Origin of the sequence: Aeromonas sp. ASNIH4 (assembly GCF_002934425.1) — a bacterium.
GTDB lineage: Bacteria > Pseudomonadota > Gammaproteobacteria > Enterobacterales > Aeromonadaceae > Aeromonas > Aeromonas hydrophila.
In genome coordinates this window covers 3,355,796-3,382,509 of the sequence record NZ_CP026217.1, presented here as the reverse complement: position 1 = coordinate 3,382,509, position 26,714 = coordinate 3,355,796, and the positions used below count along the sequence as shown (strand labels likewise).

The window sequence follows — 26,714 nt, the reverse complement described above, 5'->3', positions numbered from 1 at the left end:
GAGGCGGGCTCAGTCGTCCTTGATATCCATTTGCTGCAGGGCGATGACCGCCTGGGTGCGGTTCTTGACGCCCAGTTTGCGGAAAATGGCAGTGATGTGGGCCTTGATGGTGGCCTCGGAGACGTTGAGCTCCCAGGCGATCTGCTTGTTGAGGCTGCCGTCGCGCAGCATCACCAGTACCTTGTACTGCTGGGGGGTGAGGCTGGCCAGCTTGCTGGCGAAATCGGCGCCCTCACAAGGCTCGGGGTGGAGCGAGATGCCGGCCGGCACCCAGTTGTCACCCCCGATCACAGTATTGAGGGCGTTGACCAGCTCCTTCATCGGCGCCGATTTGGGGATGAAGCCGAGCGCGCCGAGCCGCAGTACCTGCTGGATGATGGCGGGCTCTTCCGAAGCCGACACCACCACGATAGGCAGGTCGGGATACTGGCCGCGCAGGTGGGCGAGGCCGGAGAAGCCGTTGGCCCCCGGCATCTTGAGATCGAGCAGCAGCAGGTCGACTTCCGGGTGCTCACCCAGCAGGTGGGCCAGGCTGTCGATGGAGTCCGCTTCCAGCAGTTGGGCATCGTCGATGGCCATGTGCACCGCTTGATAGAGGGCGCCCCGAAACAGGGGGTGGTCATCTGCGATGACGATGGTAAATTGGCTGTCCATTGCTCACATTGTTGCTAACTGATTGTTTTGGAAAATCAAACTAGCACCGCTCCCGGAGAGGGTCAAACCTGCCGGCGCGCAAATGTGAAGCGACCGTCGGATGTCGTGCCATTGGGGCAGATGGGATGGTCATGAGCAACCCATGCAGGAGGCAATAGATGGGATCTCTGGTATTGACGGTGGGCACCGGCTCCACCTGGGCGATGCGGGCGGCGCTGGTGCTGGCCATGAGCGGGCTGGAGTGGCAGGAGCAGGTGTTTGACCTGGAGGATGCCAAGGAGCTGCAGCGGCTCAAGCGGCTGGCCCCCGCCGGCCTGGTGCCCTGGCTCGATCACGACGGCGTGCGGATACACGACTCGCTGGCCATCGCCGAGTACCTGCACGAGCTCTGCCCCGCGCGCCGGCTCTATCCCGAAGCGCCAGCCGAGCGGGCGCTGGCCCGCAGTCTCTGCGCCGAGCTGCACGCCGGTTTTCGCCAAATTCGTACCCTGCTGCCCTTCTTCCTCGGCGCTCCCACCCGCAGCGAACCGCCGGTGGAGGCCATCGGCGAGCTGGCCCGGCTGCAGACCATCTGGTCCCAGGCGCGGGGGCCCTTCTATTTTGGCGAGGCGGGGATCCTAGATGCCTTCTATGCAGTGATGGCCTACCGGCTGGCGAGCTACGGCATCCAGCTGCCGGGGCAGGCGGGCGCCTATCAGCAGGCGCTGCTGGCCTGGCCGCTGTGGCAACAGACCTTGGTCAAGGCGCGTTTGCAGTGGCCGGCGGCCGCCCGTCAGCCGCAGTGAACCTGCGGGCATAACCGCTGTAAACAGCTTGTCTGAACGGCTGGTGTAAACAGAGAGGGGAGCCACTGGCTCCCCTCTCTGTTTGGGTTTGATTCCTTAAGCTGGATTACGGCTGGCGGCCGGCGAACACCACCACCACCTTGTCATCTCCCTTCTCCCGCACAAAGGCATAGGGGCTGTCGGCCAGTTTCTTGTGGCTGCCCGCCGCTACGGCCGGGTGGGCGGCGCGGAACTGGCCGAGCCGCTGCCAGTGCTTGACCAGCTCGGCCTTCTCGCCGTCGGCCAGCTCCTGCCAGTTCATGTCGGAACGCAGCGCCTGATCGAACACGCCGCCATCCTTGGCGAGCCCGCGACCGGACTCATCGCCGTAGTAGATCTGGATGCCGCCCGGCAGCAGCATGAAGCTGCTGGCGACCCGGCGCTGCAGCGGCACGTCCTGATAGTCGCCGAAGAACAGCTTGGTGTCGTGGGAGCTGATGTAGCTCAGCACGTTGAACTCGGGATCCTGATTGATGCGGCTGGCGTAGCCGGCATAGGTGGGCTCGGCGCTGGCCAGACACTGGGCCTGGGGCAGAGCGAACTCGCGCTGATAGTCGAAGTTGATCAGGGAATCGAAGCCGTGTCGGTACCAGAAATCCTTGGCCACCCCGTGATCCCACACCTCGCCCACCATGTAGAAGGGCAGGTCGTCGAGCTTCTTGGCCGGGTTGGCGGCTTTCCACTCCTTGAGGGCGGCGGTGCCAGCCTGCTTGAGGCGGGCCCACACCTCGGGTTCCAGGTGTTTGACCGTGTCGGCTCTGAAGCCGTCGATGCCGAAGCGGCGCACCCAGTCGGTGTGCCAGGCAATGAGATAGTCGCTCACGGTGGCGTTGGCCAGCGCCTTGGCCCTGGTGTCCTGTTTGGCCGCCAGCAGCGGCGGCAGCCCCACCGGCTTGGTGGATTCGGTGAGGAAGTCCGGCAGTCCCGCCACCGAGCCGGTGACGTCGTCGGTGCCGGGTTGCGGGTAGCCGGGCAGGCCGGCCCGCACCCAGTCACCGCTCCACCACTGGTCCCACTTCGGCGACTGGTAATCGATGAACTGGTTGTAGCCATGCCAGTTGAGGCCGCCGCTCGGGCGCCACTGGTTCCAGCGGGCCGGCAGTTTGCCGGTGTTCTGGGTGAGATCGGTGAGCCCCAGATCTTGCAGGTCGGCGAGGGTGGCGTAGCCGGCGTGGTTCATCACCACGTCGAGGATGATGCGCATGCCGCGCTTGTGGGCCTCGTCCACCAGGGTCTTGAGGCTCTCCTCGTCGCCGTAGTTGGGGTCAATTTTGGTGAAGTCGAGCGCCCAGTAGCCGTGGTAGGCGTAGAAGGGGAAGTTGCCCTCCTCGCCGCCGCCGATGAAGCCGTGCACCTGCTCCACCATGGGGGTGATCCAGATGGCGTTGATGCCAAGCTGCTTGATGTAGTCGAGCTTGGCGGTCAACCCCTTGAAGTCGCCGCCGTGCCAGGTGGCCACTTCATCCTGACCGTCTTTTTGGCGCCCGAAGCTGTGGTCGTTGGCGGGATCGCCGTTGTTGAAGCGGTCGGTCAGCAGGAAATAGACGCTCGCCTGATCCCAGCTGAAGGGGGCCGCCGTGGCCACCTTGACCGGCTCGAGCAGCAGCAGGCCGCCGCTCTCTTTACTCGGCGTCAGGGTCAGCTTGCCGCCCTTGACCACCCCTTGCTGGCCGGAGTAGGCGTCCCGCAGCTGGGTGCCGTCGGGCCAGACTCCTTTCAGGGATACGGTAACCGGGCCGCCATCCCAGCTGATGCAGGGCTCCGCTGGCGGCTGGCGTTTGAACTCGCTCTTCTTGGTGGCTCGCAGCACCTTGAGGCTGGGAGTATCCGGGTTGAAGGTGAACTGATAATCCCCCGCCAGCATCACCCGCAGGTTGAAGTGCTGCCCCTTGCTGCACTTGTCCATGGGCTGGGCGGTGCCGAAGGGGAGCGGTTTGACCTCGCTCGGGCCGAAGCTGGTGCCGCAGCTGTTGCCTGCGTCGCCGATGCGGATCTGGTGGCTCCCCTTGGTGAGCGGATGGGTCATCTGCACCGCCCCCTTGTCCAGCGTCAGCGGCGCGCCGACCGGCTGGTCATCCACGTAGAGGCGTACCTCGGCGGCCATGGCCTGATGGAGGAAGAGGGGGCTGGCCAGCAGGGCGAGCCAGAGGGAAGAAACCGAGGGAGTGCGACGCATAAGCCATTCCTTGCTGGGGTTAAGCGGACCAGATTGCCGTCAATGGCGCTCATTCTAGGAGGCATGAGGGCGGGCTTGGACAGGCAAACCGTCGATTTGTGACATCAGTTCAAATGGTTACGTTTTCAAGAATGGAAAAGTGTGAGCGGGGTGTCGCGCCCATAAAAAAAGGTTCTTCGCGGGATCTTGGGGAAGTGGAAGTTGACAGACAGGGTGCTGGTAAACTGGCTGTCTCCAAACACACCACCACCATCACCCTGCTGTCGCCGTGCATCATATTGATATTGCCTCCTTCTGGCCAGGTTATACCGTCATCGCCCAAGCGCTTTCTGCCAACCATCACACCCTGTTTACCCTTGAGCCTCGCGCCGACTTCTTGCCCCGTTGTCGCCGATGCCTGCAACCCACGCCATTGATCCACGACCAACGTATCCGCCGGGTGCGTGAGCGAGACCTATTTGACCGACAAGTCTGGTTACAACTGCCTGTTCGCCGCGTCGACTGTCTGCGCTGTGGTCGCGTCAGTGAACATATCGACTGGCTCCCCTCTGGCTCCCGCCTCACCCGGCGCATGCAGTGCTGGATTGAAGCGCTCGTTCAGTACCTCCCCATCCGCCATGTCAGCCAGCTCACCGGGGTCGGTTGGCACACCATCAAGGAGATCGACAAGCGCCGTTTGCAGACCAGTGTGGGCACCATCGAACTTGGGGAGGTGCGGCGGCTGGTGATGGATGAGTTTGCCCTGCACAAGGGACACCGCTATGCCACCGTGATCATGGATGCCGAGCGAACCCGCGTCCTGTGGGTGGGGCACGGCAACAGCCGGGCCGCTATCCGTCCCTTCTTCGAGCAGCTCGGCGAGCGATGCCAGCAGATTGAAGCGGTGGCGATGGACATGAACACGGCGTTCGACCTGGAGGTGAAGCAACACTGCCCGCAGGCGGAGGTGGTCTACGACCTGTTCCACGTGGTGGCTCGCTATGGCCGAGAGGTGGTGGACCGGGTGCGAGTGGAGCAGGCGAATGCACTGAAAAGCGATAAACCGGCGCGAAAAGTGGTCAAAAGTGCGCGTTGGTTGCTGCTACGTAATCGGGCGAAGTTGAGTGAAAAACAGGATGTGAAGTTGCAGGAGCTGTTGGCGGCGAATCAACCGCTGGCGATGGTGTACGTGCTGAAAGAGGGGTTGAAGGGCATCTGGTATGCGCCGAGCGTGTGGGAAGGATGGCGACGATGGCGGAGCTGGATGCGGCAGGTGAAGGAAAGCGGGCTAGCGCCGCTGCAACGATTTGGTCGAAATTTATCGAAATATATGCGGGGGATCCTGGCGAGTGCAAACTACCCGATGCACACGAGTGTGCTGGAAGGGGTGAACAACAAGATCAAAGTGATAAAGCGTATGGCATATGGATTTAGGGACTCAGAATACTTTTTTCTGAAAATCAAGGCGGCCTTCCCCGGAAAGCCGCGATGAACCTAAAAAAAGCCGGTCGATAGACCGGCTTGTTGCATTGCCACTTTCGTCACACGGTGAAGAACTTGAAGTTGACGAAGGCCACCGCGATGAAGGAGGCCACCATGCCGCTCAGGCAGAGCACGGCCGGGCGAATGGCCGGCCAGCGATGGGTCAGCAGGATGATCGCCAGCATGGTCGGATAGAGGCCGAACATGTAGCGCGGCATGGCGTTGAGCCCTGTCATCAGCGGAATGGTGCAGCAGATGAACATCAGGGTCGCCTCGGCCCAGCGCTTCTGGCTGAACAGATAGAGGTTCAGAGCCCAGCCAAACATCACCATGATGGAGAGGTAGGATTTGCGTCCGCCCAGCTCGAAGCCGCTCAGCCACCAGTCCAGCGGGCTGTCCATGTAACGGCCCCAGGCCACCTGGATATGCTTGAAGGCCAGTGCGTCACCGGTGAGGTGATAGAGATAGAACATGTAGGCGAACAGGCCGAGCGGGATCATCCAGAGGGTGAACACCACCTTGAAGGCGCGCTCGGTGAAGCGGAAGAACTCGCGCCAGCCGTAGGCCTGCAGCGCCAGGATCAGCACCGGGAACACCATCATCACCCCCAGGTTGCGGGTGGCGGAGATGAACACGCCGAGCAGCGCCACCATCAGCCACTGCTGGCGATAGGCGAACAGGAACATGCCCAGCATCAGCGCCATGAACATCGACTCGGTATAGCCGGAGACGAAGTAGGCGGAGAAGGGGGAGAAGGCGAGCAGCCAGACACCGAAGCGGGCGGTGTCGTCACCCAGCTTGAGCTGACGCAGCACCAGCAGCATCAGCGGCAGGCTGATGAAAAACGCCAGGTTGGCCACCAGCATCAGGCCGATCAGACTCTCGACGTTGAGCAGGTTGGAGATGGTGCCGGAGATCATCGGGTAGAGCGGCATGAAGGCCCAGTTGGCCGCGTTGCCCTTGCTCAGCCAGCGCGGGTAGAGATCGTAGCCGTTCTCGATGATGCGCTGGAACCAGACGCAGTCGAACTGGCAATAGGCCTGCAGCGGGCCTATGTCGGGGGAGCCGTAGAGCTGGACGCCGAAATAGCCCATGCCGTAGAGGGCGGCCCGGCTCAGCACGAAGGCGGCGATGATCATCAGCCAGTCACGGCTGCTGATGGCCAGTGACGGGCGATAGGGGCCCGCATTGTCAGGGGTGATGGAGGTAGTCATGTCATTCATCAGGCAAATACCCAGATCCTGGAGAGGAGGTAGGTGAGCACGGTGACCGTCAGGGTGGCGATCACCACCGGCAACAGACCGGAAAGACCCGCAAACAGCAGACCGCTCAATATCAGGTTACGCACCGCCAGCGAGAAGAGGGCGACCAGCAAGAACTTGCTGGCGGCACCCTGCTTCTGGAAGGTGATGTAACGGTGACCGAAGAAGGAGAACCAGAAGGCGATGGCAAAGGCCAGCGTCGTCACCAGGTGCTCCGAGATGGTGGGCCAGGTGTGAAACAGGGCGATGGAGGTGCCCAGATCGACGAGGGTGGCCCCCCCGCCGACAAACCCGAAACGTACCAGCCGCCAGAATTCCTCGCGGGAGATCATTGAGAAGCCTGCTCCTGCTGGTCATCAGCGGCTTTCGCGGCAGCAGCCTTCTTGCCGGCGCTCTTCTTGCTGCCGGTGGCGGCATCCTGCTTCGGCTCTTCATCCTGCTTGGCATACTGGCCGTACACCCCTTCGATGAGGTAGACGGGGCGCTGCTTCACTTCCACGAACATGCGACCGATGTACTCGCCGATGATGCCGAGCGACAGCAGCTGGATGCCGCCGAGGAACAGCACCACCGACATCAGGGAGGCGTAACCCGGCACGTCGATGCCGAAGAAGACCACCTGAGTGACGATCTTGAGGATGTAGAGGAAGGCGACGAAGGAGACGCCGACGCCGACGTAGCTCCATACTCGCAGCGGCCAGCTGGAGAAGCTCATCAGACCGTCGAGGGCGAAGTTCCACAGCTTCCAGTAGTTGAACTTGGTCTCGCCGGCGTGGCGGGCGGGGCGCTCGTAGGGCACGCCGACGGCACGGAAACCGGCCCAGGCGAACAGGCCCTTCATGAAGCGGTTGCGCTCCGGCAGCTGCTTGATCGCCTCGACCACCTTGCGGTCGATCAGGCGGAAGTCACCGGCGTTCTCCGGCAGCTTGGTGCTGGTGGAGAGGGCGTTGAAGAAGCGGTAGAAGCCGCCGGCGGTGAGGCGCTTCATCGGGGTGTCGGCACTGCGATCCACCCGGATGCCGTAGACGGTGTCGTAGTCGCCGGTCTGCCACAGCTTGACGAATTCGAGAATGAGTGCGGGCGGATCCTGCAGATCCACGTCCATCGGCACCACGGCATCCCCCTTGGCGTGATGCAGGCCGGCGGTCATGGCCGCTTCCTTGCCGAAGTTGCGGGCCAGGTTGACCAGGGTGACGCGCGGGTCGCGGGCGATGGCCTGTTCGACGACCTCACGGGTGCGGTCGCGGCTGCCGTCGTTGACGAATACAATTTCCAGCTGATCCTTGAGCGGCGCCAGTTCGTTATCTATCGCGTTGATGAAGGCATCTATGCTCTCTTCCTCGTTGTAAACGGGAACGATCAGAGAGAGTCGAAAATCGGCATGCGACATGAAAACTTCCTTATTTGGAAAATTATTTTATAAAACAGCGTATTGGAGAATACGTCTTATTGGGCGACGGTCAAGCGCACCGACTGGACATTGAGCGGAGTCGGGGCGGAGAGCGCCAGAAAGTTGGGACGTTTGGGGTCCGAGGTCAGCGACTCGCCCGGCAGGCTGAGACGGATCTCGTTGATGCCGGCCTTGGCCAGCTTGACGGTGGTGGTGAAATCGTGACCCAGTGCCACCTTGAGCAGAGCACCGGCCTGCGGGCTGTTGACCCGGGCCTGGATGGTCAGCTGTTCCGGCTGCGCCTGCTGCTTGGGCAGCACGAAGTAGAGGCCGCCCTGGCCGCTCAGTTCGGTGCCGTCCGCACTCGGTTTCTTGGCCCAGCCTTCGCTGGAGAGGAAACGGCTCGGCTTGGTCAGATTGAGCTCGTTGCCAGGCTGGTAGGTCATGCTGGAGTTGTGCTCCCAGAAGCGGGTCTTACCTTCCAGGTAATAGAGCTTGTAGGCCAGGCTCACGTTGGGGTGGGCGGCCAGGTAGAGGGTATAAAGGTAGAAACCACTCAGCGCCATGATGGCGGTCAGAAAACCAAACTTTTTGTACGTCATATCACTCTCTGCGCCTCACGGTTTGTAGGCTGATTTCGCGCATATGCTAATCCAATTGCAAAAAAAGCATAGTGGATCACAAAAATATATTTGGTCACATATTAACCCCTTTCCGGCCGGTGTTCCAAATGTTGCTGTTCCCGTATTTTACCTGCCCTGGCGAGCCGGAGATCCGGCGCCGGCCGGGGGCATTTCAGGCCCGGCTTCGACAAGCATAAACGAGGGCGCTGCTCACACGGTCGGGAGCCTGCATCGCTGTGGCAGGATCTGTCGCCATTTTGCCTAGGCCGATTTATGATGGCGTATCACGCAGTCAAGGATGACCCATGAAGCTGAAACTCTGCTGTTGGATGCTCTGCTTGCTGGCGCCGCTGGCCTCGGCAAACAGTCTGTGTCCCTCGCCCTTGCGGGTCGGTTTTGACAACTGGCCGCCTTATCACTATTACGCTGGCACGGCGGCCGGGCAGAAGGAGCTGCGCGGCTTTGCCGTCGAGGCGCTCACCGCCATGCTCAAGCGGCTCGACTGCAAGGCCAGCTATGTGGAGATGCCCTGGAAGCGGGTGCTGCACGGTCTGTCGCTGGGCTCGGTCGACATCGCCATGGAAGCTTATTTCAACGAGGATCGTGCCCGCTATGCCTGGTTCTCCGATGCCTACAATCCGGGCCGCAGCGCGCTCTGGATCCGCAAGTCATCCTCCTACTCCGAAACCGATCTGGCCAGCTGGCTGGCCAGCGGCCATACCCTGGGCATCACCAAGGACTACTACTATGGGGCCGAGATCAGCGAGTTGCTGCGCCGTTATGCCGCTCAGGTGAGCGTGGTCAATGACGAGCAAAATTATGGCAAGCTGGTACTGGGGCGCATCGACGGCTTTCTCGGCGATGTGCTGGCCACCCCCTGGGGCCTGAAGGAGGAGGGGCTGAGCGATCTGATCGTCCCCCACACCATGGCCGTATATGAAGCGCCGACCTTCTTCATGTTCAGCAAGAAGCGGCTGTCACCCGAATTTGTCAGCGCGTTCAATCGCGAGCTGGCTGAATTTAAAGCAACAAATGAGTATGACATTATCTGGCGGCGCTACGCGCCCGCCAGCTAGTAAAGTCGCGGGCATTCACGCATCATGAGCGCCTTGACCGCCGGGTCTGACAGGCTGAAGTGAACCGATCTTGAGGTAAGCATGGGGAAGAAGTATTGGCTGGCATTGGCAAACCTGATCTGGCTGGGCTGCTGGCCGGCGGCCATGGTACAGGCCAGCGAGGGCCAGGTGGTGGTGAGCAATGCTGCGATGCAGCACGACTGGTATCAGAACAGCACGGCGGAGCAGGCCAGGCGTGAGCTGGAGCTGCAGCTGCAGGAGGCCGTGCTGGCCCAGTTGCACCCGGATTTTTACACGCTCTGGAAGAAGCTGCAGGCCAAGCCGGCGGATCAGCGTGGCGCCCTCTATGACGAGGCGTTTGGCAAGCTGGCCCGGTTCCAGCAGGCGTGGCGGGCCATGGATCTGGTCTCCCGCGAGCAGATGCAGACCCTCAAGCTCAACCTCAGCAAGCCGCTGACACACGAGCCGGCCGGTGACAACCTGCTGGAGCAGGTCAGGCAGCTCAGACCCCAGGTCGCGGAATATGACGCGGTGCGGGAGGAAGTGCGCAAGCTGCTGGCGCTGCCCATGGCCAAGAAGTGGCCGACCCTGACCATGCCGACCCTGCGGGCCGGTGAGGTCTCCCCGGAGCTGGGTCAGATCCGCTCCATCCTCAACGAGCTGGGCGACACGGCCCCGCGCCATGATGACGCTACCTACGACGCCGAGACTCTGCAGGCCGTCAAGCAGTTCCAGCGCCGCCACGGCCTGACCGCCGATGGCATCATAGGCCGGCAGACCCGCAGCTGGCTCAATACCGGGCCCGAGGTGCGCGCCAGCCTGCTGCTGCGCAACCTGTGGCGACGTGACCTGGTGGATCAGCTCTCCGGCGCCCGCTACGTGCTGGTCAACATCCCCGACTATCGGCTGAGCGTGGTGGAATCCGGTAACGAGGTATTCACCAGCCGGGTGATCGTGGGCAAGGAGCAGCGGGCGACCCCGATCCTTGCCAGCGAGATCCGCTCCATCGTGCTGAACCCGGCCTGGCACGTGCCGCGCTCCATCCTGAGCAAGGACATTCTGCCCAAGCTGGGACGGGATCCCGCCTACCTCAATCGCGAGCAGTTCGAGGTGATCGACGGCGAGGGCAATCCGGTACAGTTCACCGAAGAGGGCTGGCAGCAGGCGCTGGCGTCCGGCTTCCCCTACCGGCTGCGGCAAAAGCCGGGCGATCACAACGCACTGGGCCGCTACAAGTTCTATCTGCCCAACAACGAGGCCATCTACCTGCACTCCACCCCGCGCAAGGCGCTGTTCGAGCAGGGCGCGCGTGCCTTCAGCTCAGGTTGCATCCGGGTGGAGCATGCCGACGATCTGGCCGAGCTGCTGCTGGCGGACTCCCGCTATCAACCGGACAAGGTGGCCAGCATCCTGAAAGAGACCCAGACCAAGTGGCTGCCGCTGACCACCCCGATCCCGGTGTTCACCGTCTACTGGAGCAGCTGGATCGACGAGGATGGACGTCAGCAACTGCGCAACGACATCTATGGATTTGATCGAGTCAGCTACCAGAGTCGCTTGCTGTGATCCTCGCCACAGAGTGAAAAGCCCGGCCTGCGCCGGGCTTTTTCATGACCCCTTGCGGTTTGACAGCGGCTGGCTCGGCGGGTAGTTTCAAGCGCCTGTATCAAATTCATTCAACGGTTTCACCTCAACATAGCGATGGACGGACAAGGGATGCTTGATCAAGAGATAAGCCGACGTCGCCTGCTGCTGGGTGCCGGTTGCCTGCTGGGGGGCTCGCTGCTGTCCTTCCCCGCCATGGCGAGCCGCAGTACGGCAGGACGTGAACTCAGCTTCTTCAATCTCAATACCGGCGAGCGGGTGCGCGCCAGCTATTGGGAAGACGGCCGCTACCTGAAAGACGGGCTGGCCGAGCTCAACCACATCTTTCGCGACTACCGTCGCAACGAAGTGTTCAACATCGACCGCAAGCTGTTCGACCAGCTCTACCTGCTGCAGCACAAGCTGGGTCGCCACGGTGAAATCCAGCTCATCTCGGGCTATCGCTCGCCGGTGACCAATCGCCAGAAGCGCAGCCGCAGCCGCGCCGTGGCCAAGCACAGCTACCATACCCTGGGGCAGGCGGTGGATGTGCGCATTCCCGGAGTACAGCTGGCGCACCTGCGCAAGGCGGCGCTCCATCTCAAGGTGGGCGGCGTCGGTTACTACCCGAGCGACAACTTCGTGCACCTCGACACCGGGCCGGTGCGCAGCTGGTAACGGCCGGCTGCCGGCTGCACCTTTCCGGCGGGTGACTGGTCAGCGGGGTGGCCGAGCTGGTAGGCTCTGGACACCATGCAGAGGAGAACCAGATGAAACATATTTTGCTTGGCGGGCTGATTGCCCTGCTGCTGACCGGTTGCGGCAAGCTCAACCGTGAAAACTACGACAAGCTTAAGATGGGGATCAGCTACGCCGAGGCGAGCAGCATCCTCGGCAAGGCCGAGCGTTGTGACGATGCGCTGGGGACCACCAGCTGCATCTGGGGTGACGAGGGCAAGAACATCAAGATCCGTTTCATCGCCGACAAGGCGACCTTCTTCAGCTCGGAAGGGATCAACTGAGGCAGTCACAGCCCCGTTGCCCATATAAAAAAGCGCCTGACCGGCGCTTTTTTATTGGCTGCAATCCGTACCGGCTTGTCAGAAGCTGGCGCGCTCAGTGCGTGGCGTACTGGTAGTGGAAGGTAGGCAGTCCCCACTTGAAGCGCACCGCCAGGAGGCGAAGCACGAAACCGATGCCGATGGCGCCGAAGGCGGCCCAGTCGTTGGGCAGGCCCTGATCCAGCGCCAGGCAGTAGATGGCGGCCGTCACCAGCGAGATGGCGGCATAGAGCTCGCGGCGAAACACCAGCGGAATGCGCTGGCAGAGCAGGTCTCTGAGCACGCCGCCGAAGGCCCCCGTCACCACCGCCATGATGCAGGCGATGCCGGCGCCGTGACCCATCTCCAGCGCCCTTGCCGCGCCGAAGATGGAGAAGACCACCAGCCCCAGGGCATCGAGCGCCATGAACAGCTTGCCGAGGTAGCGCATCAGCGGCGCCGAGATGACGCCGGCCATGGCCGCGCCGGCGACCAGCAGCACATACTCCGGGTGTTCGACCCAGAGCAGGGGGTAATGGCCCAGCAGCACGTCGCGAATGGTGCCACCCCCGATGGCGGTCGCCGATGCGATGATCACCACGCCAAACAGATCCATCCGTCGCCGGCCCGCGGCCAGCGCGCCTGTCATCCCTTCGGCCACCAGGCCCAGCAAGAAGAGTGCATGTAACATGAGATATCCCAGGGTGCGAGAAAGCCCCGCATCCTATCAACTCGCGCTATAGGGGACAAGCAATGAAGGCTATGCATTATTTTTTATAATGCAAAAATGAAACGGGGCCCCCAAGGGAGCCCCGTTGTCACCAGCAACCGGCTCAGCGTCTGAGCTGTTCGGCGCGGTAGTGATCGACCCACATGGCGGTGGCGCCGCAGATGGCCACCGGCATCACGAACAGGTTCACCACCGGGATGGCGGAGAAGAGGGTGACCAGGGCACCGAAACTCAGGCACTTGCCGCGCCGCTGCTTGAGGGCATCGCGCATGGTGATGAAGTCGATCTTGTGGTTGTCGAACGGATAGTCGACGTACTGGATCGCCATCATCCAGGCGCTGAACAGGAACCAGAGCACCGGCGCCAGGGTCTGGCCCACCACCGGAATGAGGAACAGGATCAGGCAGCCGATGGCCTTGGGCAGGTAGTATTTGAGCTTGGTCCACTCGCGGCCGAAGGTGCGCGGCACGTCCTTGACGATGTCCAGCATGCCGGTATCGCTGACGGTCTCGCCGGTGAGGGCCTGTTCCACCTTCTCCGCCAGCAGGCCGTTGAAGGGGGCCGCTATCCAGTTGGCCACCGAGCTGAACAGGAAGGAGAAGACCACCAGTATGGTGATGAGGGCGATGGGCCAGAGCAGATAATCCAGCCAGTCGAGCCAGCTCGGGATCTGCTGGTGCAGCCAGCCGAACAGGCCGTCCAGCTGCAGCAGCAGGGCGTAGAAGGCCCCGGCAAACAGCACGAAGTTGACCAGCAGGGGGATCAGCACGAAGGTGCGGATGCCGGGCTGGCGAATGAGCGAGAAGCCGCGCAGGAAGTAGTCTGCGCCGCTGATCGAGTCTTTTACCATACGGGGTGAGTGGCTCATCTGAGCTCCATCTGTTCATGGGAAACTGCCTGCATATTACAAACAAGCTTTTGATTTGGTAAAGTCGCCTGCCCGCCTCCTCTTTATTTCGTTACCCACATAGGCCGCCATGCGTCTGAAATTGATCAAACTCGCCGGTTTCAAGTCGTTTGTCGAGCCGACCCGCATCGAGCTCAACGCCGACATGACCGCTGTGGTGGGCCCCAACGGCTGCGGCAAATCCAACGTCATCGACGCCGTGCGCTGGGTGCTGGGGGAGAGCTCCGCCCGCCATCTGCGCGGCGAAAACATGACCGACGTCATCTTCAACGGCTCCGTCAACCGCAGCGCCCACGGCCGTGCCTCGGTGGAGCTGGTGTTCGACAATCCCCACAACCGGGTACCCGGCGAGTTCGGCCGCTTTACCGAGATCTCGGTGCGCCGCGAAGTGCTGCGCGACGGTTCCAACCACTACCAGATCAACGGTCAGAAGTGCCGCCGCAAGGACGTGACCGACCTCTTCCTCGGCACCGGCCTCGGGCCTCGCAGCTACGCCATCATCGAACAGGGCACCGTCAGCCGGCTGGTGGAGTCCCGCCCCGCCGATCTCAAGCTGTTCATGGAAGAGGCAGCCGGGGTCTCCCGCTACAAGGAGCGGCGCCGCGAGACCGAGCAGCGCATTCGCCATACCCAGGAGAACCTGGAGCGCCTCGGCGACATCCGTGGCGAACTGGGTTCACGCCTCGAGCATCTCAAGGTCCAGGCCGAGACCGCCGAGCGCTACAAGCAGCTCAAGAGCCGTTCGCGCGCCGCCCGCGCCGAGCTGATCGGCTCCGAATTGTGGGCGCTGGAGACGCGCCTCGGCGAGGCCAAGACCGAACTGGCCCAGACCGAGCAGGCGCTGGCGGCGCTCGATGCCAAGCGCACCGCTGACGAGGGGCGTCACGTCACTCTGTCGGTGGCCCGCCAGGAGGCGCAGGCCGAGCAGGCCAGCCGCCAGCAACAGATTTTTCTCGGCGGGCAGGCCATCGCCCGTCTCGAGCAGCAGCAACTGCACCAGAGCGAGCTTGGCCGCGACTGGCAGGCAAGGCGGCAAGCCCTCGGCGAGCGTATCGAGGGGCTCAAGGCCCAGCTGGCCGGCCAGCTGGAACAGCTGAGCGAAAGCACGTTGCAGGGCGAGGTGGCGTCGGCGCGTCTGGAGCAGTGTGAGCAGTGGCTTACCGACCAGCAGAGCGTGCGTGCGGCGGCGACCGAGCGGCTCGAGCAGGCGCGCCAGCGTCAGCAGCAGTGGCAGCAGCAGCTGGGGCAGTTACAGGGGCGGCTCAACCAGACCCGCGCCGAGGTGAACGGTCTGCAGGAGCTGCAGGCCAAGACCCGGCTGGCCCGTCTCAAGCTGGAAGATGAACAGGCCGGGCCCCTTGGCGGGGAAGGGGAGAACCTGCAACCGGCGCTCGATGCGCTGGCGGCGGAGCTCGCGCTTTCCCGCGCACGCCATGAGGAGTCCGAAGCGGCGTGGCAGGCCGCCGTGACCCGCCACGAAGCCCTCAAGACAGAGCTGAGTCACCAGCAGGGCTTGCTGCGCGAGCAGGAGGCTCGCCTCGCCACCCTGGATCAGATCCTGGGAGAGCAGATGGCGGGCGCCACCCTGGCGGATCGGCTGCAGGTGCCCCCCGAGTGGGCCCGAGGGCTGGACAAGGTGCTCGGCCGCTGGCTCACCGCCACCCCGGCGGATGAGTGCAATCTGACGCAATCCGGGCTCTGGATCGGCCTGGCCCAGCCGGCGGTTGCCGGTACCCTGGCGGCGCAGCTGGGCGGCGAGCACATTCCTTCTTTCCTCAATGCCATCTGGCTGGTGGAGAGCCGGGAGGCGGCATTGACCCGCCAGCCGAGCCTGGCGGCCGGTGAGTCGCTGCTCACTCCTGCTGGCGACTGGTTTGGTCCCAACTGGGCGGATCTGGGGGAGGGCATGGCCCTCGGTACCCTGGCGCTGCTTGGCGAACGTGAGCGGTTGCACACCGAGCAGGTCGCAGGCCGGGAGGCGCTGCGCCGGCGCGATGAGCAGCTTGCCGCCGCCGATGCGACGCGGGCCCAGCTGCACGGCGCCCATGAACTGGCTCAGCGTACCCTGCGCGAGCAGGAGCAGCAGTGGCAGCAACTGCGCGAAGCCTGGAGCCTGCGCGAGGGGCAACGGCAGGAGCGGTTGCAGCGCCTCGGCCAGCTGGGGGAAGAGCTGACCCGACTGGCGCAAGAGCAGGCCGAGGAGGCCGAGCGGCTGGCGTCGGCCGGGGAGCGGCTTGAGCAAGGTGAGGCGGCTCTTGGCGAGCTGCAGGAGCAGGGCGAGGCGCTTGCCGAGGCGCTGCTGCTCGCCCAGGAGCAGGCGAGCGGGGCGGAGCGGGCGCTGGAGGAGGCGCGCCTGCGCCGGGAGCAGCAGCAGGCCGCCTGCCAGCGGCTGCAACTGGAGCAGCAGAACCTGCGCCAGCTCATCGCCCTGCGCGAACAGGAGCTGGCCCGCCTCGGGTTGGAGCTGGCCGAGCTCAAGGAGCCGGGGGCTGCGCCGGGTCAGGATCTGTCGCCCCTACTAGCCGAGCAGCGCAATCTTGAGGCGCAGCAGCTTGCCTGTCATCAGCGGCTCGCGGAGCTGGAGCGTCAGCTGACCGAGCTGGAGCAGGCCAGAAGCGCCGATCACAAGCAGCTGGTGCAAATTCAGGAGAAGCTGGCGACCCTGCGGCTGGAGCGTGAACGCAATCTGACGCGCCGGCAGGGGCTGCACGAGCAGTTCGAAGAGCTGGGCGTGCGGCTGGTGGATCTCGATCAGGCAGTGCTGATTGCCGCTGATCGCGGCAAGCTGCGCCAGGAGATCCAGACCCTGGAGGCACAGGTGGAGGCGCTTGGCGCCATCAACCTGGCGGCCCTCGAGGAGTATGAAGAGGCGAAAACCCGCTCAAGCTACCTGGAAAACCAGTGTCAGGATCTGGAACAGGCGCTGGAAACCTTGAGCCAAGCCATTAAAAGAATTGATAAAGAGACACAAATACGGTTCCGGGATACTTTCGATAAGGTCAACGAAGATTTAAAATCCCTCTTTCCGAAAGTGTTCGGGGGGGGCAGTGCCTGGCTTGAGCTCACCTCCGACGATCTTTTGGAGGCCGGAGTGAGCATCATGGCGAGACCTCCGGGTAAGAAGAATGCTACCATTGCCCTGCTTTCCGGGGGGGAGAAGGCGTTAACCGCACTTGCGCTGGTTTTTGCCATCTTCAGACTCAACCCAGCACCATTTTGTCTGCTGGATGAGGTGGATGCACCGCTCGATGAAGTGAACGTCGGTCGCTTCTGTTCTCTTGTCAAAGAGATGTCGAGCACAGTACAGTTCGTTTACATCAGTCATAATAAGGTCTCCATGGAGATGGCTGAGCAGCTGGTTGGCGTCACGATGCAAGAGCCCGGGGTTTCGCGCATAGTGTCGGTCGATATCGGTGAAGCCGTCGCTTTGGCTGAGCAAAACTAGAAAGAGAAGCAGCTAATGCAGGAATTGCGTTACATCTTGGTTGCCCTGGGCGGTATTGCCATCGCGGCATTGCTCATTCACGGGTTGTGGAGCAACAGAAAGAATCGTCAGGCACCGATCAAAGAGAAACCTCTGGGCCGGATGGAATCCAAATCACGGGATCGTGACAACGACGCCTTCGACAGCGATGGCATCGGTCAGGTGCGAGTGGTCAGCGGTGGCCGTCGTGCCGAGCCCAAACTCCACCATGATGAGCCACGCCAGCCGGAAGTCAGCCGTCGTGCGCCTGCGCCCGCCTTCGATGATGAAGATGACGACGCCGATCTGCCGCCGCCCGTGGTACGCAAGCCTGCCGCCCGCCCCGTGCCGCCGCCCCCCGTCTATGAAGAAGACGAGGAGGAGTTCGAGGAGCCGGTTGCCGCAGCCGTCGAGGAAGTGCCTGCCGCGCCGGTGCGCAAGCCCGCCCAGGTCATTCGCCGTACCCCGGTCCACCGTTCCCGTCCCCAGCGCGAGCCGCTGCTGCAACCGCTGGACGAAGAGCCACTGGTCGAGCCCGCCTACGCGACCGCACCCACTTTCGGTGCCCGCGAGCCGGCCCCGGTTGCCGCTCCCGAATACCAGGCGCAGCCCCGTCATGCAGCCCCCGAGCCTGCCTACGAGGAGCCCGTCTATGAAGAGCCGGTGCGTGCCGCGCCGGTCGAGAAGATCTGGCAGGATGTCTATGTCATCAACCTGATGGGCCGTCCGGGTCACGATCTGCAAGGGGCTACCCTGCTCTCTTCCCTGCTGGCGCTGGGCTTCAAGTTTGGCGAGATGGATATTTTCCACCGTCACGAAGACCCGAACGGCAAGGGAGAAGTGCTCTTCTCCATGATCAACATGGTCAAGCCGGGCACCTTCAACCCGTACCGGATGGAACAGTTCGCCACCCCGGGCGTGTCGCTCTTCATGCAGCTGCCGCTGCGCAGCAACGCTGCGTTTGCCTTCGAGGACATGCTGCAGGCCGCCGATCAGCTGGCCAGCGATCTCGATGCCATGCTGACGGATATGGATCGCAGCCCGCTGAGCGACGAAACCATCGCCCGTTACCGGCATGAGCTGGCCGCCTACGAGGCCAGTCGCGACTAATACGCCATGCGGGTCGAATGAATAAAAAGTGCGGTACCCAGGTGCCGCATTTTTATTGGTCCGCTGGCCGGTTTTTCCATCACACTTCGAGACTTTTTCATGAGCGATATCCTCTCCCGCCACCGTCAACTGTGTGAGCTGCTGATCGAGTACGGTCATCAGTACTATGTGCTGGACAACCCCACGGTGCCGGACGCCGAATACGATCGCCTGATGCGCGAGCTGATCGCGCTGGAAGCCGAGCATCCCGAGCTGAAGACGCCGGCCTCGCCGAGCGTGCGGGTGGGCGGCCAGCCGCTGACCGCCTTCAAACAGGTGCGCCACGAGATCCCCATGCTGAGCCTGGACAACGTGTTCAGCGGTGAGGAGCTGCAGGCCTTCGAGCAGCGCATGCGCGATCGCCTAAAGCGGGAGGTGAGCTTTACCTTCTGCTGCGAGCCCAAGCTGGACGGTCTGGCGGTGAGCCTGCTCTATGTGGATGGTCAGCTGGTGCAGGCCGCCACCCGGGGCGATGGCACCACGGGTGAGGAGATCACCGAGAACGTGCGCACCATCAAGGCCATTCCCTTGTCCCTGCGTGGCGAGGGCTGGCCGGCCCGGCTGGAGGTGCGTGGCGAGGTGTTCATGCCCAAGGCGGGGTTCGAGGCGATGAACGCCAAGGCGCTGGCCGCCGGCGAGAAGGTGTTCGTCAACCCGCGCAATGCCGCCGCCGGCAGCCTGCGCCAGCTCGACTCGCGCATCACCGCCAGCCGCCCGCTGGCCTTCTACGCCTATGGCGTGGGGGTGGGTGGCGAGCAGCTCGGTGGCTCTCACTTCGGTCGCCTCAATCAGCTCAAAGAGTGGGGGCTGCCACTTAGTCCCGAGGTGAAGCTCAAGGAGGGGGCCGCCGGTTGCCAGGCGTTCCACGACGACATCCTGGCGCGCCGTGGCGAGCTCCCCTACGAGATCGACGGTGTGGTCTACAAGGTGGATGCCATTCCCCTGCAGGAGGAGCTCGGCTTTGTGGCCCGCGCACCGCGCTGGGCCACTGCCCACAAGTTCCCGGCCCAGGAAGAGATGACGGAGCTTGAGAACGTCGAGTTCCAGGTCGGCCGCACCGGCGCCGTGACCCCGGTGGCCAAGCTCAAGCCGGTGTTCGTCGGCGGTGTCACCGTCTCCAACGCCACCTTGCACAATGCCGACGAGATTGAGCGCCTTGGCGTGATGATCGGCGACACCGTGATCGTGCGCCGGGCCGGGGACGTGATCCCGCAGATCGTGGCGGTGGTGGAGGCGCAGCGCCCGGCGGATGCCCGCGCGATCCTGTTCCCGACCGAGTGCCCGGTGTGCGGTTCGGCGGTGGAGCGGCTGGAGGGAGAGGCGGTGACCCGCTGCTCCGGCGGCCTGTTCTGCGAGGCGCAGCGCAAGGAGGCGATCAAGCACTTCGCCGCCCGCCGTGCCATGGATGTGGACGGCCTTGGCGACAAGATAGTGGAGCAGCTGGTGGACAAGGGGCTGGTGAAGACCCCGGCGGACTTGTTTAGCCTCAACGCCATTCAGCTGGCCGGGCTCGAGCGGATGGGGCAAAAGTCGGCCCTCAATCTGGTGGCGGCCATCGATGCGGCTCGCAGCACCACGCTGCCCCGCTTCCTGTTTGCGCTGGGGATCCGCGAAGTGGGGGAGGCGACTGCCTTGAACCTCGCCAACCACTTCCTGACTCTGGACGCCCTGCGCGCCGCCTCGGTGGAGCAGTTGCTGGAAGTGGCCGACGTGGGGGACATAGTGGCCAAGCACGTCTACTACTTCCTGCGCCAGCCCCACAACATCGAGGTGCTGGAGGCCCTGCTGGCGGCCGGCATCCACTGGCCGGCCATCGAGAAGATGGAGGCAAGCGAGCAGCCCTTTGCCGGCAAGACCTTCGTGCTGACCGGCACCCTCACCACCTTGTCGCGCAACGACGCCAAGGCGGCGCTGCAGGCGCTGGGGGCCAAGGTGGCGGGCTCGGTGTCGGCCAAGACCGATGTGCTGGTGGCGGGGGAGGCGGCAGGCTCCAAACTGGTCAAGGCCCAGGAGCTCGGCATCACCGTCTGGAGTGAAGAAGAGCTGCAACAGGCGTTGCAGGGCTGAGTCGCAGCTTCAATCAGATAAACAAAGAACCCGGCATGGCCGGGTTCTTTGTTATGGGGGCGCTGAGCAGCGCTCAATCACGCCAGAGGATCTTGTAGCGCCACTTGTCCGGCAGGGTGAGCTGCCAGCGGGCCAGCTCGCTCTTGCTGAATACATACTCGCCACGCAGGGCGGCGCGCGGTGCCAGGGTTTTGGGCTGGGCGCCCGCCAGGATGGCGTTGACCAGCTCGGCCGCCTTGGCCCCCTGATCGCGGCCATCCAGCACCAGGCCACCGATGGCCTTGCCCTTGCCCACCGAAAACTCCCAGAAACAGAACAGCGGCACCGGGCTGTGGGCGCTGGTCCACTCCAGCAACTTGTTCTCATCCACATGGCGGCCCTGTTCGTCGCTGAGGGTGTGGTAGAGGCCGATGAAGATGGCTTCATAACCACTCTGCTTGGCATTGAGCACGGCCTCCTGCCACAGGCTGTAGTCGCCAATGAGCTGGCTGTTGACCCGGGTTTGGCCGACTCGCAATTCGGTCTGGGTCTTGAACTCATCCTCGATGGCGGTGAGCGCCACGTTGCTCGAGTCAAACAGCACCAGTGCCTTCTTGATCCCCCCCATCAGCTGGCTCATCTCGCTGATGTTGCGTTTGAGCAGGGGGCGCTCCAGCACGCCGGTGATCTTGGGGTGGCCGACCAGCCCCTTGTGGCGCGGGTTCTCATTCATGCCGAGAAATACTACCGGAGTGCCGAGGGAGGCGATGTCGCTGGCCAGGTAGTTGATGGCGTTGTCATCGCCGAGCACCACCAGATCCGGTTTCACCTGGCGATAGTAGGCGAGCGCCTGCTCGGCTATCTGATCGAACTCCTCGGCGGGGCGGCGTTTGGTATCCATGTAGAAGTGGCTGATGTGGTGGTTGCCCTTGAGGTTGGCGGCTAGGCTGGCGTTGTAGCTCTGATCCCACAGGTATTCGGGGTGGTAGCTGCTGATCACCAGAATCTCGGCCGCCCACAACCGCAACGGGAGGGCACACAGCAGCAGTAGCAGCAATAGCGGGTTGGTCATGTCGCTTCCCATCGAACAAGAGGAGTTGTCATTCATTATGTCCATCTTGGTGCAAACCTGTCCCGGTCAATTACTGTCGGAAGGGAAATCTTTTTCCCTCTGGCCGGTATCGGGCGCCAGCCCGCATCAGGCTTGAATTGGGTCTTGTATGGGGCCGTTTGTGACTGGTCGGGAACTGCGCCACTCACCTCAAAACCTGTTCTGGATCAAGAAATACGGTCACGCTTTGGTGCCTAATAGACACCACATATAGGGCTGCATTCGTTTTTAATCCCTATATGTTGTGTTATTAAGCTGTGTACAAGCTGTTCCCTTCTCATCGTCAGCCCTGGCTTGTCAAGCCTCGGCTGAATTTATTTGCGCCGAGGACGAGGCGTGGAGGAGGGGGCCAAACAAGGGTAAGCCGAGGGCGAGAGCCTGGCCTTTTTAACGGGGAAAATCCATGAAACCGGTTGTGATCAAACGTGATGGATGTCGCGCACCATTCAATGCCCAGCTGATTGCCGAGGCGGTGGGCCGAGCGGCAGAGGCGGTCAATCAGGCCAGTCCGGCGCTGGCCGAGCGCATTGCCGCCGCCGTCACCCAGGAGCTGGAAGGACGGGGGGAAGTGGACATCCACGAGATCCAGAACCGGGTCGAGAACCACCTGATGGCCTCCGACGACAAGGCCATCGCCCGTGCCTACATCGAATACCGTCACGACCGGGATCAGGCTCGCGAGGCCCGCGGCCGGCTGGCCCAGGAGATCCGCGGCCTGGTGGAGCAGACCAACGCGGCCCTGCTCAACGAGAACGCCAACAAGGATTCCAAGGTGATCCCGACCCAGCGTGACCTGCTGGCGGGCATCGTTGCCAAGCATTACGCCACCAGTCACATGCTGCCCCGCGATGTGGTACAGGCGCACGAGAGCGGCGATCTGCACTTCCACGATCTCGACTACTCCCCCTTCTTCCCCATGTTCAACTGCATGTTGATCGACCTGAAGGGGATGCTGACCCACGGCTTCAAGATGGGGAATGCGGAGATCGACACTCCCAAGTCCATCAGTACCGCCACCGCGGTCACGGCCCAGATCATCGCCCAGGTGGCGAGCCACATCTATGGCGGCACCACCATCAATCGCATCGACGAAGTGCTGGCTCCCTATGTGACCATCAGCTGGGAGAAGCACCGGGAAGTGGCGCTGGAGTGGGGCATCAGCGATGTGGATGCCTACGCCATGGCCCGCACCGAGAAGGAGTGTTACGACGCCTTCCAGTCGCTGGAGTACGAGGTCAACACCCTGCACACCGCCAACGGTCAGACCCCGTTCGTCACCTTCGGCTTTGGCCTCGGCGACAGCTGGCAGTCACGCCTGATCCAGCGCGCGATCTTGAGCAACCGCATCGCCGGCCTTGGCAAGAACAAGAAGACCGCCGTGTTCCCGAAACTGGTGTTCGCCATCAAGGATGGCCTCAACCACAAGCAGGGCGATCCCAACTACGACATCAAGCAGCTGGCGCTGGAGTGCGCCTCCAAGCGGATGTACCCGGACATCCTCAACTACGACCAGGTGGTCAAGGTGACCGGCTCCTTCAAGACCCCCATGGGTTGCCGCTCCTTCCTCGGTGCCTACGAGGAGCACGGCGAGCTGGTCCACGAAGGGCGCAACAACTTAGGGGTGGTAAGCCTCAACCTGCCGCGCATCGCCCTGAAATCCCGCGATGAAGCGGACTTCTGGGACAAGCTGGACGCCGCCTTGCGGGTAGCCAAGACAGCACTGATGTACCGCATCAAGCGCCTCGACGGGGTCAAGGCCCGGGTCGCGCCCATCCTCTACATGGAAGGGGCCTGCGGGGTGCGTCTGAAGGCGGACGACAATGTCAGCGAGATCTTCAAGAACGGTCGCGCCTCCATCTCCCTTGGCTACATCGGGGTACACGAGACCATCAATGCCCTGTTTGGCGATCAGGTGCACCTGTTTGACAGTGCCGAGCTGCAGCAGAAGGCCATCGCCATCATTGCGCGGCTCAAGGCGGCCACCGACGAGTGGAAGGAGGAGACCGGCTACGGCTTCAGCCTCTACTCCACCCCGAGCGAGAACCTCTGCTCGCGCTTCTGCCGCATCGACGCCAAGGAGTTTGGCGTGGTGGCGGGGGTGACCGACAAGGGCTACTACACCAACAGCTTCCACCTCGACGTGGAGAAGCAGGTCAATCCGTACGACAAGCTGGACTTCGAGGCGCCCTATCCGCCCATCGCCAGCGGCGGCTTCATCTGCTACGGCGAGTACCCCAACATCCAGCACAACCTGGAAGCGCTGGAGAACGTCTGGGACTACAGCTATGACAAGGTGCCCTACTACGGTACCAACACCCCCATCGACGAGTGCTACGACTGCGGCTTCACCGGCGAGTTTGAGTGCACCTCCAAGGGCTTTACCTGCCCGCGCTGCGGCAACCACGACCCGGCCAAGGTGTCGGTGACCCGCCGTGTCTGCGGCTACCTCGGCAGCCCGGATGCGCGCCCCTTCAATGCGGGCAAGCAGGAAGAGGTGAAGCGTCGCGTCAAACATATGTAAGTGCGGTAACGATGAAACGCTGGCCCCTGTTGCAAGGGGCCATTTTCATGGGGTGGCGACCGTTTGCACACCCGTGAAGGAGGCAGGAAACAAGCGATGCACTACCACCAATACTACCCGGTCGATGTGATCAACGGCCCCGGTACCCGCGCCACCCTGTTCGTCTCGGGCTGCGAACATCAGTGCCCAGGCTGCTACAACCAGAGCACCTGGCGGCTCGATGGCGGCAAGCCATTCGATGAGGCGATGAGCGATCGCGTCATCGCGGATCTCAACGACACGCGTATCAAGCGGCGCGGACTGTCGCTCTCCGGCGGCGATCCGCTCCACCCCACCAACGTGCCCCACGTGCTGGCGCTGGTGAAACGGGTGCGCGCCGAGTGCCCCGGCAAGGATATCTGGTGCTGGACCGGCTATCTGCTTGGCGAGCTCAGCCCGGCCCAGCGCGAGCTGGTGGCCTTGCTGGACGTGCTGGTGGATGGCAAGTTCGAGAAGGCCCTGGCGGATCCCGGCCTGCTCTGGCGCGGCAGCAGCAATCAGGTCATCCACGACCTCAACGCCTGGCGGGAAGGGGGTGAGCGCATTCCCTGTCTGGTTTGCAGTTGAAGCCAGGGATGTTTATGGTTAGCCCATTGCTATCCCTGTGACATCGTTGACGAGGAAATCCGAGATGAACAATCTGCTCAAGATCCTGCTGGCCATCTTTCTGCCCCCGGTCTGTGCCTTTCTTCAGGTGGGCTTCAGCCTGCATTTTCTGATCAACATAGTGCTGACCCTGCTCGGCGGCCTGCCCGGCATGGTGCATGCGCTCTGGCTGGTGGTCAGCGACAAGCGCGGTTGACGTTGAGCCGCTTTGCCAAAAGCCAACCCGATGGGGTTGGCTTTTTTTATGCTGCTCAAACGGGTTCCGATTGTTACAGTAATGGGCCGGCAACCCTGCCGGGGAGGGGCGATCCCTCTGATCTGACTCAACAAGGAGTGTTGAATGGGTTTGAAGGTCTTGCTGCTGGGCACCGTGCTCGGTCTGCTGGGGGGCTGTGCCAGCCCCAGTCCCACCGTGAAACTGAACCAGCCGCCGCTGGAGGTGACCATGGCGGAGCTTGGCAAATACTGGGTGCAGGATGGCGAGGTGCCCCCGTTTGAACCGGTGGGTGGCGCGCCAGCCAAGCTGCCCGTCAAGGGCTATGTGGAGATCCGTTATCTCATCGACTCCAACGGCAATCTGTTCAGCCCAGAGATTGTGGCCTCGGAGCCGCCCGGCGTGCTGGACCTGATCGCCCTGTCGGGGCTGGCCAAGACCCGCTATCGAGTGTCGGAGCAGAACCCGCAGGCCATTCCGGTGCGAGTGGTGGGTCGCTACGAGATTGAAGTGGAGTAATGAACAACCCCGGCCTGGCCGGGGTTGCTGTTTACTGCTGCTTGCAGTCGTTGTAGACGCTCTGCCACTCGCCATCCTTGTCGCGCATCTCGACAAAGCCTTCATCTCCCTTGTTCCACCAGACGGCCTCATGGTCGTCGGTGTAGCGGGCGCCGGAGGCGGAAACGCTCTGCGGCAGGGTGTAATCCTTGCCATCTGGCAGCGCCAGCTTGACGAAGTTGAGGCTCTGATCGGAGAGGGCGAAGTAGCGTACCTGCACCCGTTGGCCCTGTTCACACAGATAGGTGACGGGGTCGCCACCGGTCACGCTCAGGGTGCCGGCGCCGCGTTCGCAGCCGCTCAGCAGGGTCAGGCTCGCGATACCCAGCAGCAGAAGGTTGGCGTGCTTCATGTTGATTCTCCATCGGTGTCATCCGGGCGTGATCCTAACAGCTTGCCAAAGGGGCGCAATGTGCCTCGACCCGGCTTGCGTCGATATGCGTCCATGGGCGTCAAAAGAAGCGCTAATGAGCAGTGGCTCAATGCAGACCGAGTCTGGCCTCGAAGGCGCGCACCAGCGCCTCGTAGGTGCCGTTGTTGCGGATCTTCTGCAGCCCTTCCTCGAAGCGTTTGGCCATTGCCTCGCCCTGGGGATGGGCGCGGGAGAAGGCAAGCCAGAAACCGTCGGTGGAGATCTTGCCCACCTTGACCACCTTCCCGCTCAGCTGCTTTTGCTGGATCTTGAGGTAGCCCGGCATCTCGTTCATCAGGATGTAGTCGACCCGGCCGCGCACCAGCATCTCGATGATCTGGGCGTCGGACTTGGCCTGGAAGCGGGTGATCCTGGGGTTTTCCATGAAGTCGGTGGGGTAGGTGTAGCCAAGGGTGATGCCCACCGTCTTCTGTTCCAGCGAGGTGAGCTTGAGATCCCGGCGTGGTTCGCGGGCCAGGGCGAAGATGGCGAGATCCTCCTCGAACATGGGGGTCTCGTGCCAGAAGTACTGGTAGCGGTTCTCCTCGGTGATGGTGGCATCGAAGCAGCCGAGCACCTTGTCGCTGCGCGCCTCGTACATGCAGCGGGCGAAGGGGATGGTGCGAAACTCGACATCGACTCCCTCGGCGGCAAAGGCCGCCTTCACCAGCTCGGGGGCCAACCCCTGGGGCTGGCCGCTCTGCTTGTCGAGGGCGCAGTAGGGGGCCCAGTCATCCTCGGCGGCAATGAGCACCTGCTCTGCCCGGGCACAGGTCATCCCCAGCAGCAGAGTGATTGCCAACCAGTGGATGTATGCTGCTCGTGCCATGGTCTCTCTCCTGTTGCCGACTGCCCTAGCAAGCATAGT

24 protein-coding genes are annotated in these 26,714 nt (G+C 62.8%); 13 read left to right on the top strand and 11 right to left on the bottom strand.

All coding sequences use genetic code 11. The features are described 5' to 3' along the window. Positions 1-9: 9 nt before the first annotated feature. A complete protein-coding gene (locus C2U40_RS15515) occupies positions 10-654 on the bottom strand; it encodes a response regulator transcription factor (protein WP_005303387.1) in 645 nt (214 codons plus the stop codon). Between the two features lie 158 nt (positions 655-812). On the opposite strand from C2U40_RS15515, the gene C2U40_RS15510 reads away from it, so the two are divergent. Beyond that, positions 813-1,439, top strand: coding sequence for a glutathione S-transferase (locus tag C2U40_RS15510; RefSeq protein WP_103827229.1), 627 nt, complete (start codon positions 813-815; stop codon positions 1,437-1,439). Positions 1,440-1,545: 106 nt separating this feature from the next. On the opposite strand, the gene C2U40_RS15505 is transcribed toward C2U40_RS15510, so the two are convergent. Further along, positions 1,546-3,654, bottom strand: a complete 2,109-nt coding sequence (locus tag C2U40_RS15505) for an alpha-amylase (protein WP_103827228.1) — start codon at positions 3,652-3,654, stop codon at positions 1,546-1,548. 268 nt (positions 3,655-3,922) lie between these two features. Here C2U40_RS15505 and C2U40_RS15500 point away from each other — a divergent pair, with 268 nt between their 5' ends. Continuing rightward, entirely contained in the window at positions 3,923-5,125 is a 1,203-nt protein-coding gene (locus C2U40_RS15500) for an ISL3-like element ISAeme19 family transposase (RefSeq protein WP_081000878.1), read from the top strand. A gap of 49 nt (positions 5,126-5,174) precedes the next feature. Here C2U40_RS15500 and C2U40_RS15495 read toward each other — a convergent pair whose 3' ends face one another. Genes C2U40_RS15495 through C2U40_RS15480 form a run of 4 tightly spaced genes read right to left on the bottom strand, consistent with a single transcriptional unit; the run spans position 5,175 to position 8,369 of the window. Next, positions 5,175-6,338, bottom strand: a complete 1,164-nt coding sequence (locus C2U40_RS15495; RefSeq protein WP_011705134.1) for a membrane protein — start codon at positions 6,336-6,338, stop codon at positions 5,175-5,177. Then, on the bottom strand, positions 6,338-6,709 hold the full coding sequence (locus C2U40_RS15490) for a GtrA family protein (protein ID WP_005303379.1): 372 nt from the start codon (positions 6,707-6,709) through the stop codon (positions 6,338-6,340). Before C2U40_RS15490 ends, C2U40_RS15495 begins: the two co-directional genes overlap by 1 nt. Continuing rightward, positions 6,706-7,767: a glycosyltransferase family 2 protein gene (locus C2U40_RS15485; protein ID WP_029301561.1), complete on the bottom strand. Its 1,062-nt coding sequence runs from the start codon at positions 7,765-7,767 to the stop codon at positions 6,706-6,708. The genes C2U40_RS15490 and C2U40_RS15485 overlap by 4 nt, the downstream gene beginning before the upstream one ends. A gap of 56 nt (positions 7,768-7,823) precedes the next feature. Next, positions 7,824-8,369 (bottom strand): hypothetical protein, encoded by a 546-nt coding sequence (locus C2U40_RS15480; protein ID WP_016349902.1) that lies wholly within the window; start codon positions 8,367-8,369, stop codon positions 7,824-7,826. Between the two features lie 326 nt (positions 8,370-8,695). Here C2U40_RS15480 and C2U40_RS15475 point away from each other — a divergent pair, with 326 nt between their 5' ends. The 4 genes from C2U40_RS15475 (at position 8,696) to C2U40_RS15460 (ending at position 12,072) form a co-directional block, all read left to right on the top strand. Then, a complete protein-coding gene (locus C2U40_RS15475) occupies positions 8,696-9,466 on the top strand; it encodes a substrate-binding periplasmic protein (protein WP_103828575.1) in 771 nt (256 codons plus the stop codon). Positions 9,467-9,547: 81 nt separating this feature from the next. Beyond that, on the top strand, positions 9,548-11,032 hold the full coding sequence (locus C2U40_RS15470; protein ID WP_102989173.1) for a L,D-transpeptidase family protein: 1,485 nt from the start codon (positions 9,548-9,550) through the stop codon (positions 11,030-11,032). 150 nt (positions 11,033-11,182) lie between these two features. After that, complete coding sequence (locus tag C2U40_RS15465; RefSeq protein ID WP_011705140.1) at positions 11,183-11,728, top strand: DUF882 domain-containing protein; 546 nt, start codon at positions 11,183-11,185, stop codon at positions 11,726-11,728. A 92-nt stretch (positions 11,729-11,820) separates the two neighbouring features. Further along, positions 11,821-12,072: a hypothetical protein gene (locus C2U40_RS15460; protein ID WP_005303367.1), complete on the top strand. Its 252-nt coding sequence runs from the start codon at positions 11,821-11,823 to the stop codon at positions 12,070-12,072. A 94-nt stretch (positions 12,073-12,166) separates the two neighbouring features. On the opposite strand, the gene C2U40_RS15455 is transcribed toward C2U40_RS15460, so the two are convergent. Then, positions 12,167-12,781, bottom strand: a complete 615-nt coding sequence (locus C2U40_RS15455) for a trimeric intracellular cation channel family protein (protein ID WP_011705141.1) — start codon at positions 12,779-12,781, stop codon at positions 12,167-12,169. Between the two features lie 142 nt (positions 12,782-12,923). Next, a complete protein-coding gene (gene cysZ, locus C2U40_RS15450; protein WP_011705142.1) occupies positions 12,924-13,688 on the bottom strand; it encodes a sulfate transporter CysZ in 765 nt (254 codons plus the stop codon). Positions 13,689-13,797: 109 nt separating this feature from the next. On the opposite strand from cysZ, the gene C2U40_RS15445 reads away from it, so the two are divergent. The 3 genes from C2U40_RS15445 to ligA all read left to right on the top strand — a co-directional run bounded on the left by C2U40_RS15445 (position 13,798) and on the right by ligA (position 20,406). Continuing rightward, positions 13,798-17,172 (top strand): AAA family ATPase, encoded by a 3,375-nt coding sequence (locus C2U40_RS15445; RefSeq protein ID WP_103828576.1) that lies wholly within the window; start codon positions 13,798-13,800, stop codon positions 17,170-17,172. A gap of 15 nt (positions 17,173-17,187) precedes the next feature. After that, positions 17,188-18,300, top strand: coding sequence for a cell division protein ZipA (gene zipA / locus C2U40_RS15440; protein ID WP_011705144.1), 1,113 nt, complete (start codon positions 17,188-17,190; stop codon positions 18,298-18,300). A gap of 99 nt (positions 18,301-18,399) precedes the next feature. Next, the gene (gene ligA, locus C2U40_RS15435; protein ID WP_103828577.1) at positions 18,400-20,406 is read left to right on the top strand and encodes an NAD-dependent DNA ligase LigA; all 2,007 of its coding nucleotides are present in this window, start codon (positions 18,400-18,402) and stop codon (positions 20,404-20,406) included. Positions 20,407-20,479: 73 nt separating this feature from the next. Here ligA and C2U40_RS15430 read toward each other — a convergent pair whose 3' ends face one another. Continuing rightward, on the bottom strand, positions 20,480-21,457 hold the full coding sequence (locus C2U40_RS15430; protein WP_103828578.1) for an ABC transporter substrate-binding protein: 978 nt from the start codon (positions 21,455-21,457) through the stop codon (positions 20,480-20,482). 442 nt (positions 21,458-21,899) lie between these two features. Here C2U40_RS15430 and nrdD point away from each other — a divergent pair, with 442 nt between their 5' ends. The 4 genes from nrdD (at position 21,900) to C2U40_RS15410 (ending at position 25,395) form a co-directional block, all read left to right on the top strand. Continuing rightward, complete coding sequence (gene nrdD / locus C2U40_RS15425) at positions 21,900-24,017, top strand: anaerobic ribonucleoside-triphosphate reductase (RefSeq protein ID WP_049048370.1); 2,118 nt, start codon at positions 21,900-21,902, stop codon at positions 24,015-24,017. A gap of 96 nt (positions 24,018-24,113) precedes the next feature. Next, positions 24,114-24,623: an anaerobic ribonucleoside-triphosphate reductase-activating protein gene (gene nrdG, locus C2U40_RS15420; RefSeq protein WP_103828579.1), complete on the top strand. Its 510-nt coding sequence runs from the start codon at positions 24,114-24,116 to the stop codon at positions 24,621-24,623. Positions 24,624-24,687: 64 nt separating this feature from the next. Beyond that, entirely contained in the window at positions 24,688-24,858 is a 171-nt protein-coding gene (locus tag C2U40_RS15415) for a YqaE/Pmp3 family membrane protein (RefSeq protein ID WP_005303354.1), read from the top strand. A 144-nt stretch (positions 24,859-25,002) separates the two neighbouring features. Then, positions 25,003-25,395, top strand: coding sequence for an energy transducer TonB (locus tag C2U40_RS15410; RefSeq protein ID WP_011705150.1), 393 nt, complete (start codon positions 25,003-25,005; stop codon positions 25,393-25,395). 31 nt (positions 25,396-25,426) lie between these two features. Here the strand turns inward: C2U40_RS15410 and C2U40_RS15405 are convergent, their stop codons facing one another. Then, entirely contained in the window at positions 25,427-25,786 is a 360-nt protein-coding gene (locus tag C2U40_RS15405; protein WP_042065413.1) for an MliC family protein, read from the bottom strand. Between the two features lie 127 nt (positions 25,787-25,913). Further along, positions 25,914-26,675: a substrate-binding periplasmic protein gene (locus C2U40_RS15400; protein ID WP_029301550.1), complete on the bottom strand. Its 762-nt coding sequence runs from the start codon at positions 26,673-26,675 to the stop codon at positions 25,914-25,916. Positions 26,676-26,714 lie beyond the last annotated feature (39 nt).

Bases quoted from the DNA above. Each gene is read 5' to 3' on its own strand.
- nrdD (WP_049048370.1), top strand. From the start codon at position 21,900: ATGAAACCGGTTGTGATCAAACGTGATGGATGTCGCGCACCATTCAAT.
- C2U40_RS15400 (WP_029301550.1), bottom strand. From the start codon at position 26,675: ATGGCACGAGCAGCATACATCCACTGGTTGGCAATCACTCTGCTGCTG.
- C2U40_RS15430 (WP_103828578.1), bottom strand. From the start codon at position 21,457: ATGACCAACCCGCTATTGCTGCTACTGCTGCTGTGTGCCCTCCCGTTG.
- C2U40_RS15475 (WP_103828575.1), top strand. From the start codon at position 8,696: ATGAAGCTGAAACTCTGCTGTTGGATGCTCTGCTTGCTGGCGCCGCTG.
- C2U40_RS15410 (WP_011705150.1), top strand. From the start codon at position 25,003: ATGGGTTTGAAGGTCTTGCTGCTGGGCACCGTGCTCGGTCTGCTGGGG.
- C2U40_RS15415 (WP_005303354.1), top strand. From the start codon at position 24,688: ATGAACAATCTGCTCAAGATCCTGCTGGCCATCTTTCTGCCCCCGGTC.
- C2U40_RS15490 (WP_005303379.1), bottom strand. From the start codon at position 6,709: ATGATCTCCCGCGAGGAATTCTGGCGGCTGGTACGTTTCGGGTTTGTC.
- C2U40_RS15405 (WP_042065413.1), bottom strand. From the start codon at position 25,786: ATGAAGCACGCCAACCTTCTGCTGCTGGGTATCGCGAGCCTGACCCTG.
- C2U40_RS15460 (WP_005303367.1), top strand. From the start codon at position 11,821: ATGAAACATATTTTGCTTGGCGGGCTGATTGCCCTGCTGCTGACCGGT.
- C2U40_RS15465 (WP_011705140.1), top strand. From the start codon at position 11,183: ATGCTTGATCAAGAGATAAGCCGACGTCGCCTGCTGCTGGGTGCCGGT.
- zipA (WP_011705144.1), top strand. From the start codon at position 17,188: ATGCAGGAATTGCGTTACATCTTGGTTGCCCTGGGCGGTATTGCCATC.
- cysZ (WP_011705142.1), bottom strand. From the start codon at position 13,688: ATGAGCCACTCACCCCGTATGGTAAAAGACTCGATCAGCGGCGCAGAC.
- C2U40_RS15515 (WP_005303387.1), bottom strand. From the start codon at position 654: ATGGACAGCCAATTTACCATCGTCATCGCAGATGACCACCCCCTGTTT.
- nrdG (WP_103828579.1), top strand. From the start codon at position 24,114: ATGCACTACCACCAATACTACCCGGTCGATGTGATCAACGGCCCCGGT.
- ligA (WP_103828577.1), top strand. From the start codon at position 18,400: ATGAGCGATATCCTCTCCCGCCACCGTCAACTGTGTGAGCTGCTGATC.
- C2U40_RS15485 (WP_029301561.1), bottom strand. From the start codon at position 7,767: ATGTCGCATGCCGATTTTCGACTCTCTCTGATCGTTCCCGTTTACAAC.
- C2U40_RS15455 (WP_011705141.1), bottom strand. From the start codon at position 12,781: ATGTTACATGCACTCTTCTTGCTGGGCCTGGTGGCCGAAGGGATGACA.
- C2U40_RS15445 (WP_103828576.1), top strand. From the start codon at position 13,798: ATGCGTCTGAAATTGATCAAACTCGCCGGTTTCAAGTCGTTTGTCGAG.
- C2U40_RS15495 (WP_011705134.1), bottom strand. From the start codon at position 6,338: ATGAATGACATGACTACCTCCATCACCCCTGACAATGCGGGCCCCTAT.
- C2U40_RS15480 (WP_016349902.1), bottom strand. From the start codon at position 8,369: ATGACGTACAAAAAGTTTGGTTTTCTGACCGCCATCATGGCGCTGAGT.
- C2U40_RS15470 (WP_102989173.1), top strand. From the start codon at position 9,548: ATGGGGAAGAAGTATTGGCTGGCATTGGCAAACCTGATCTGGCTGGGC.
- C2U40_RS15505 (WP_103827228.1), bottom strand. From the start codon at position 3,654: ATGCGTCGCACTCCCTCGGTTTCTTCCCTCTGGCTCGCCCTGCTGGCC.
- C2U40_RS15510 (WP_103827229.1), top strand. From the start codon at position 813: ATGGGATCTCTGGTATTGACGGTGGGCACCGGCTCCACCTGGGCGATG.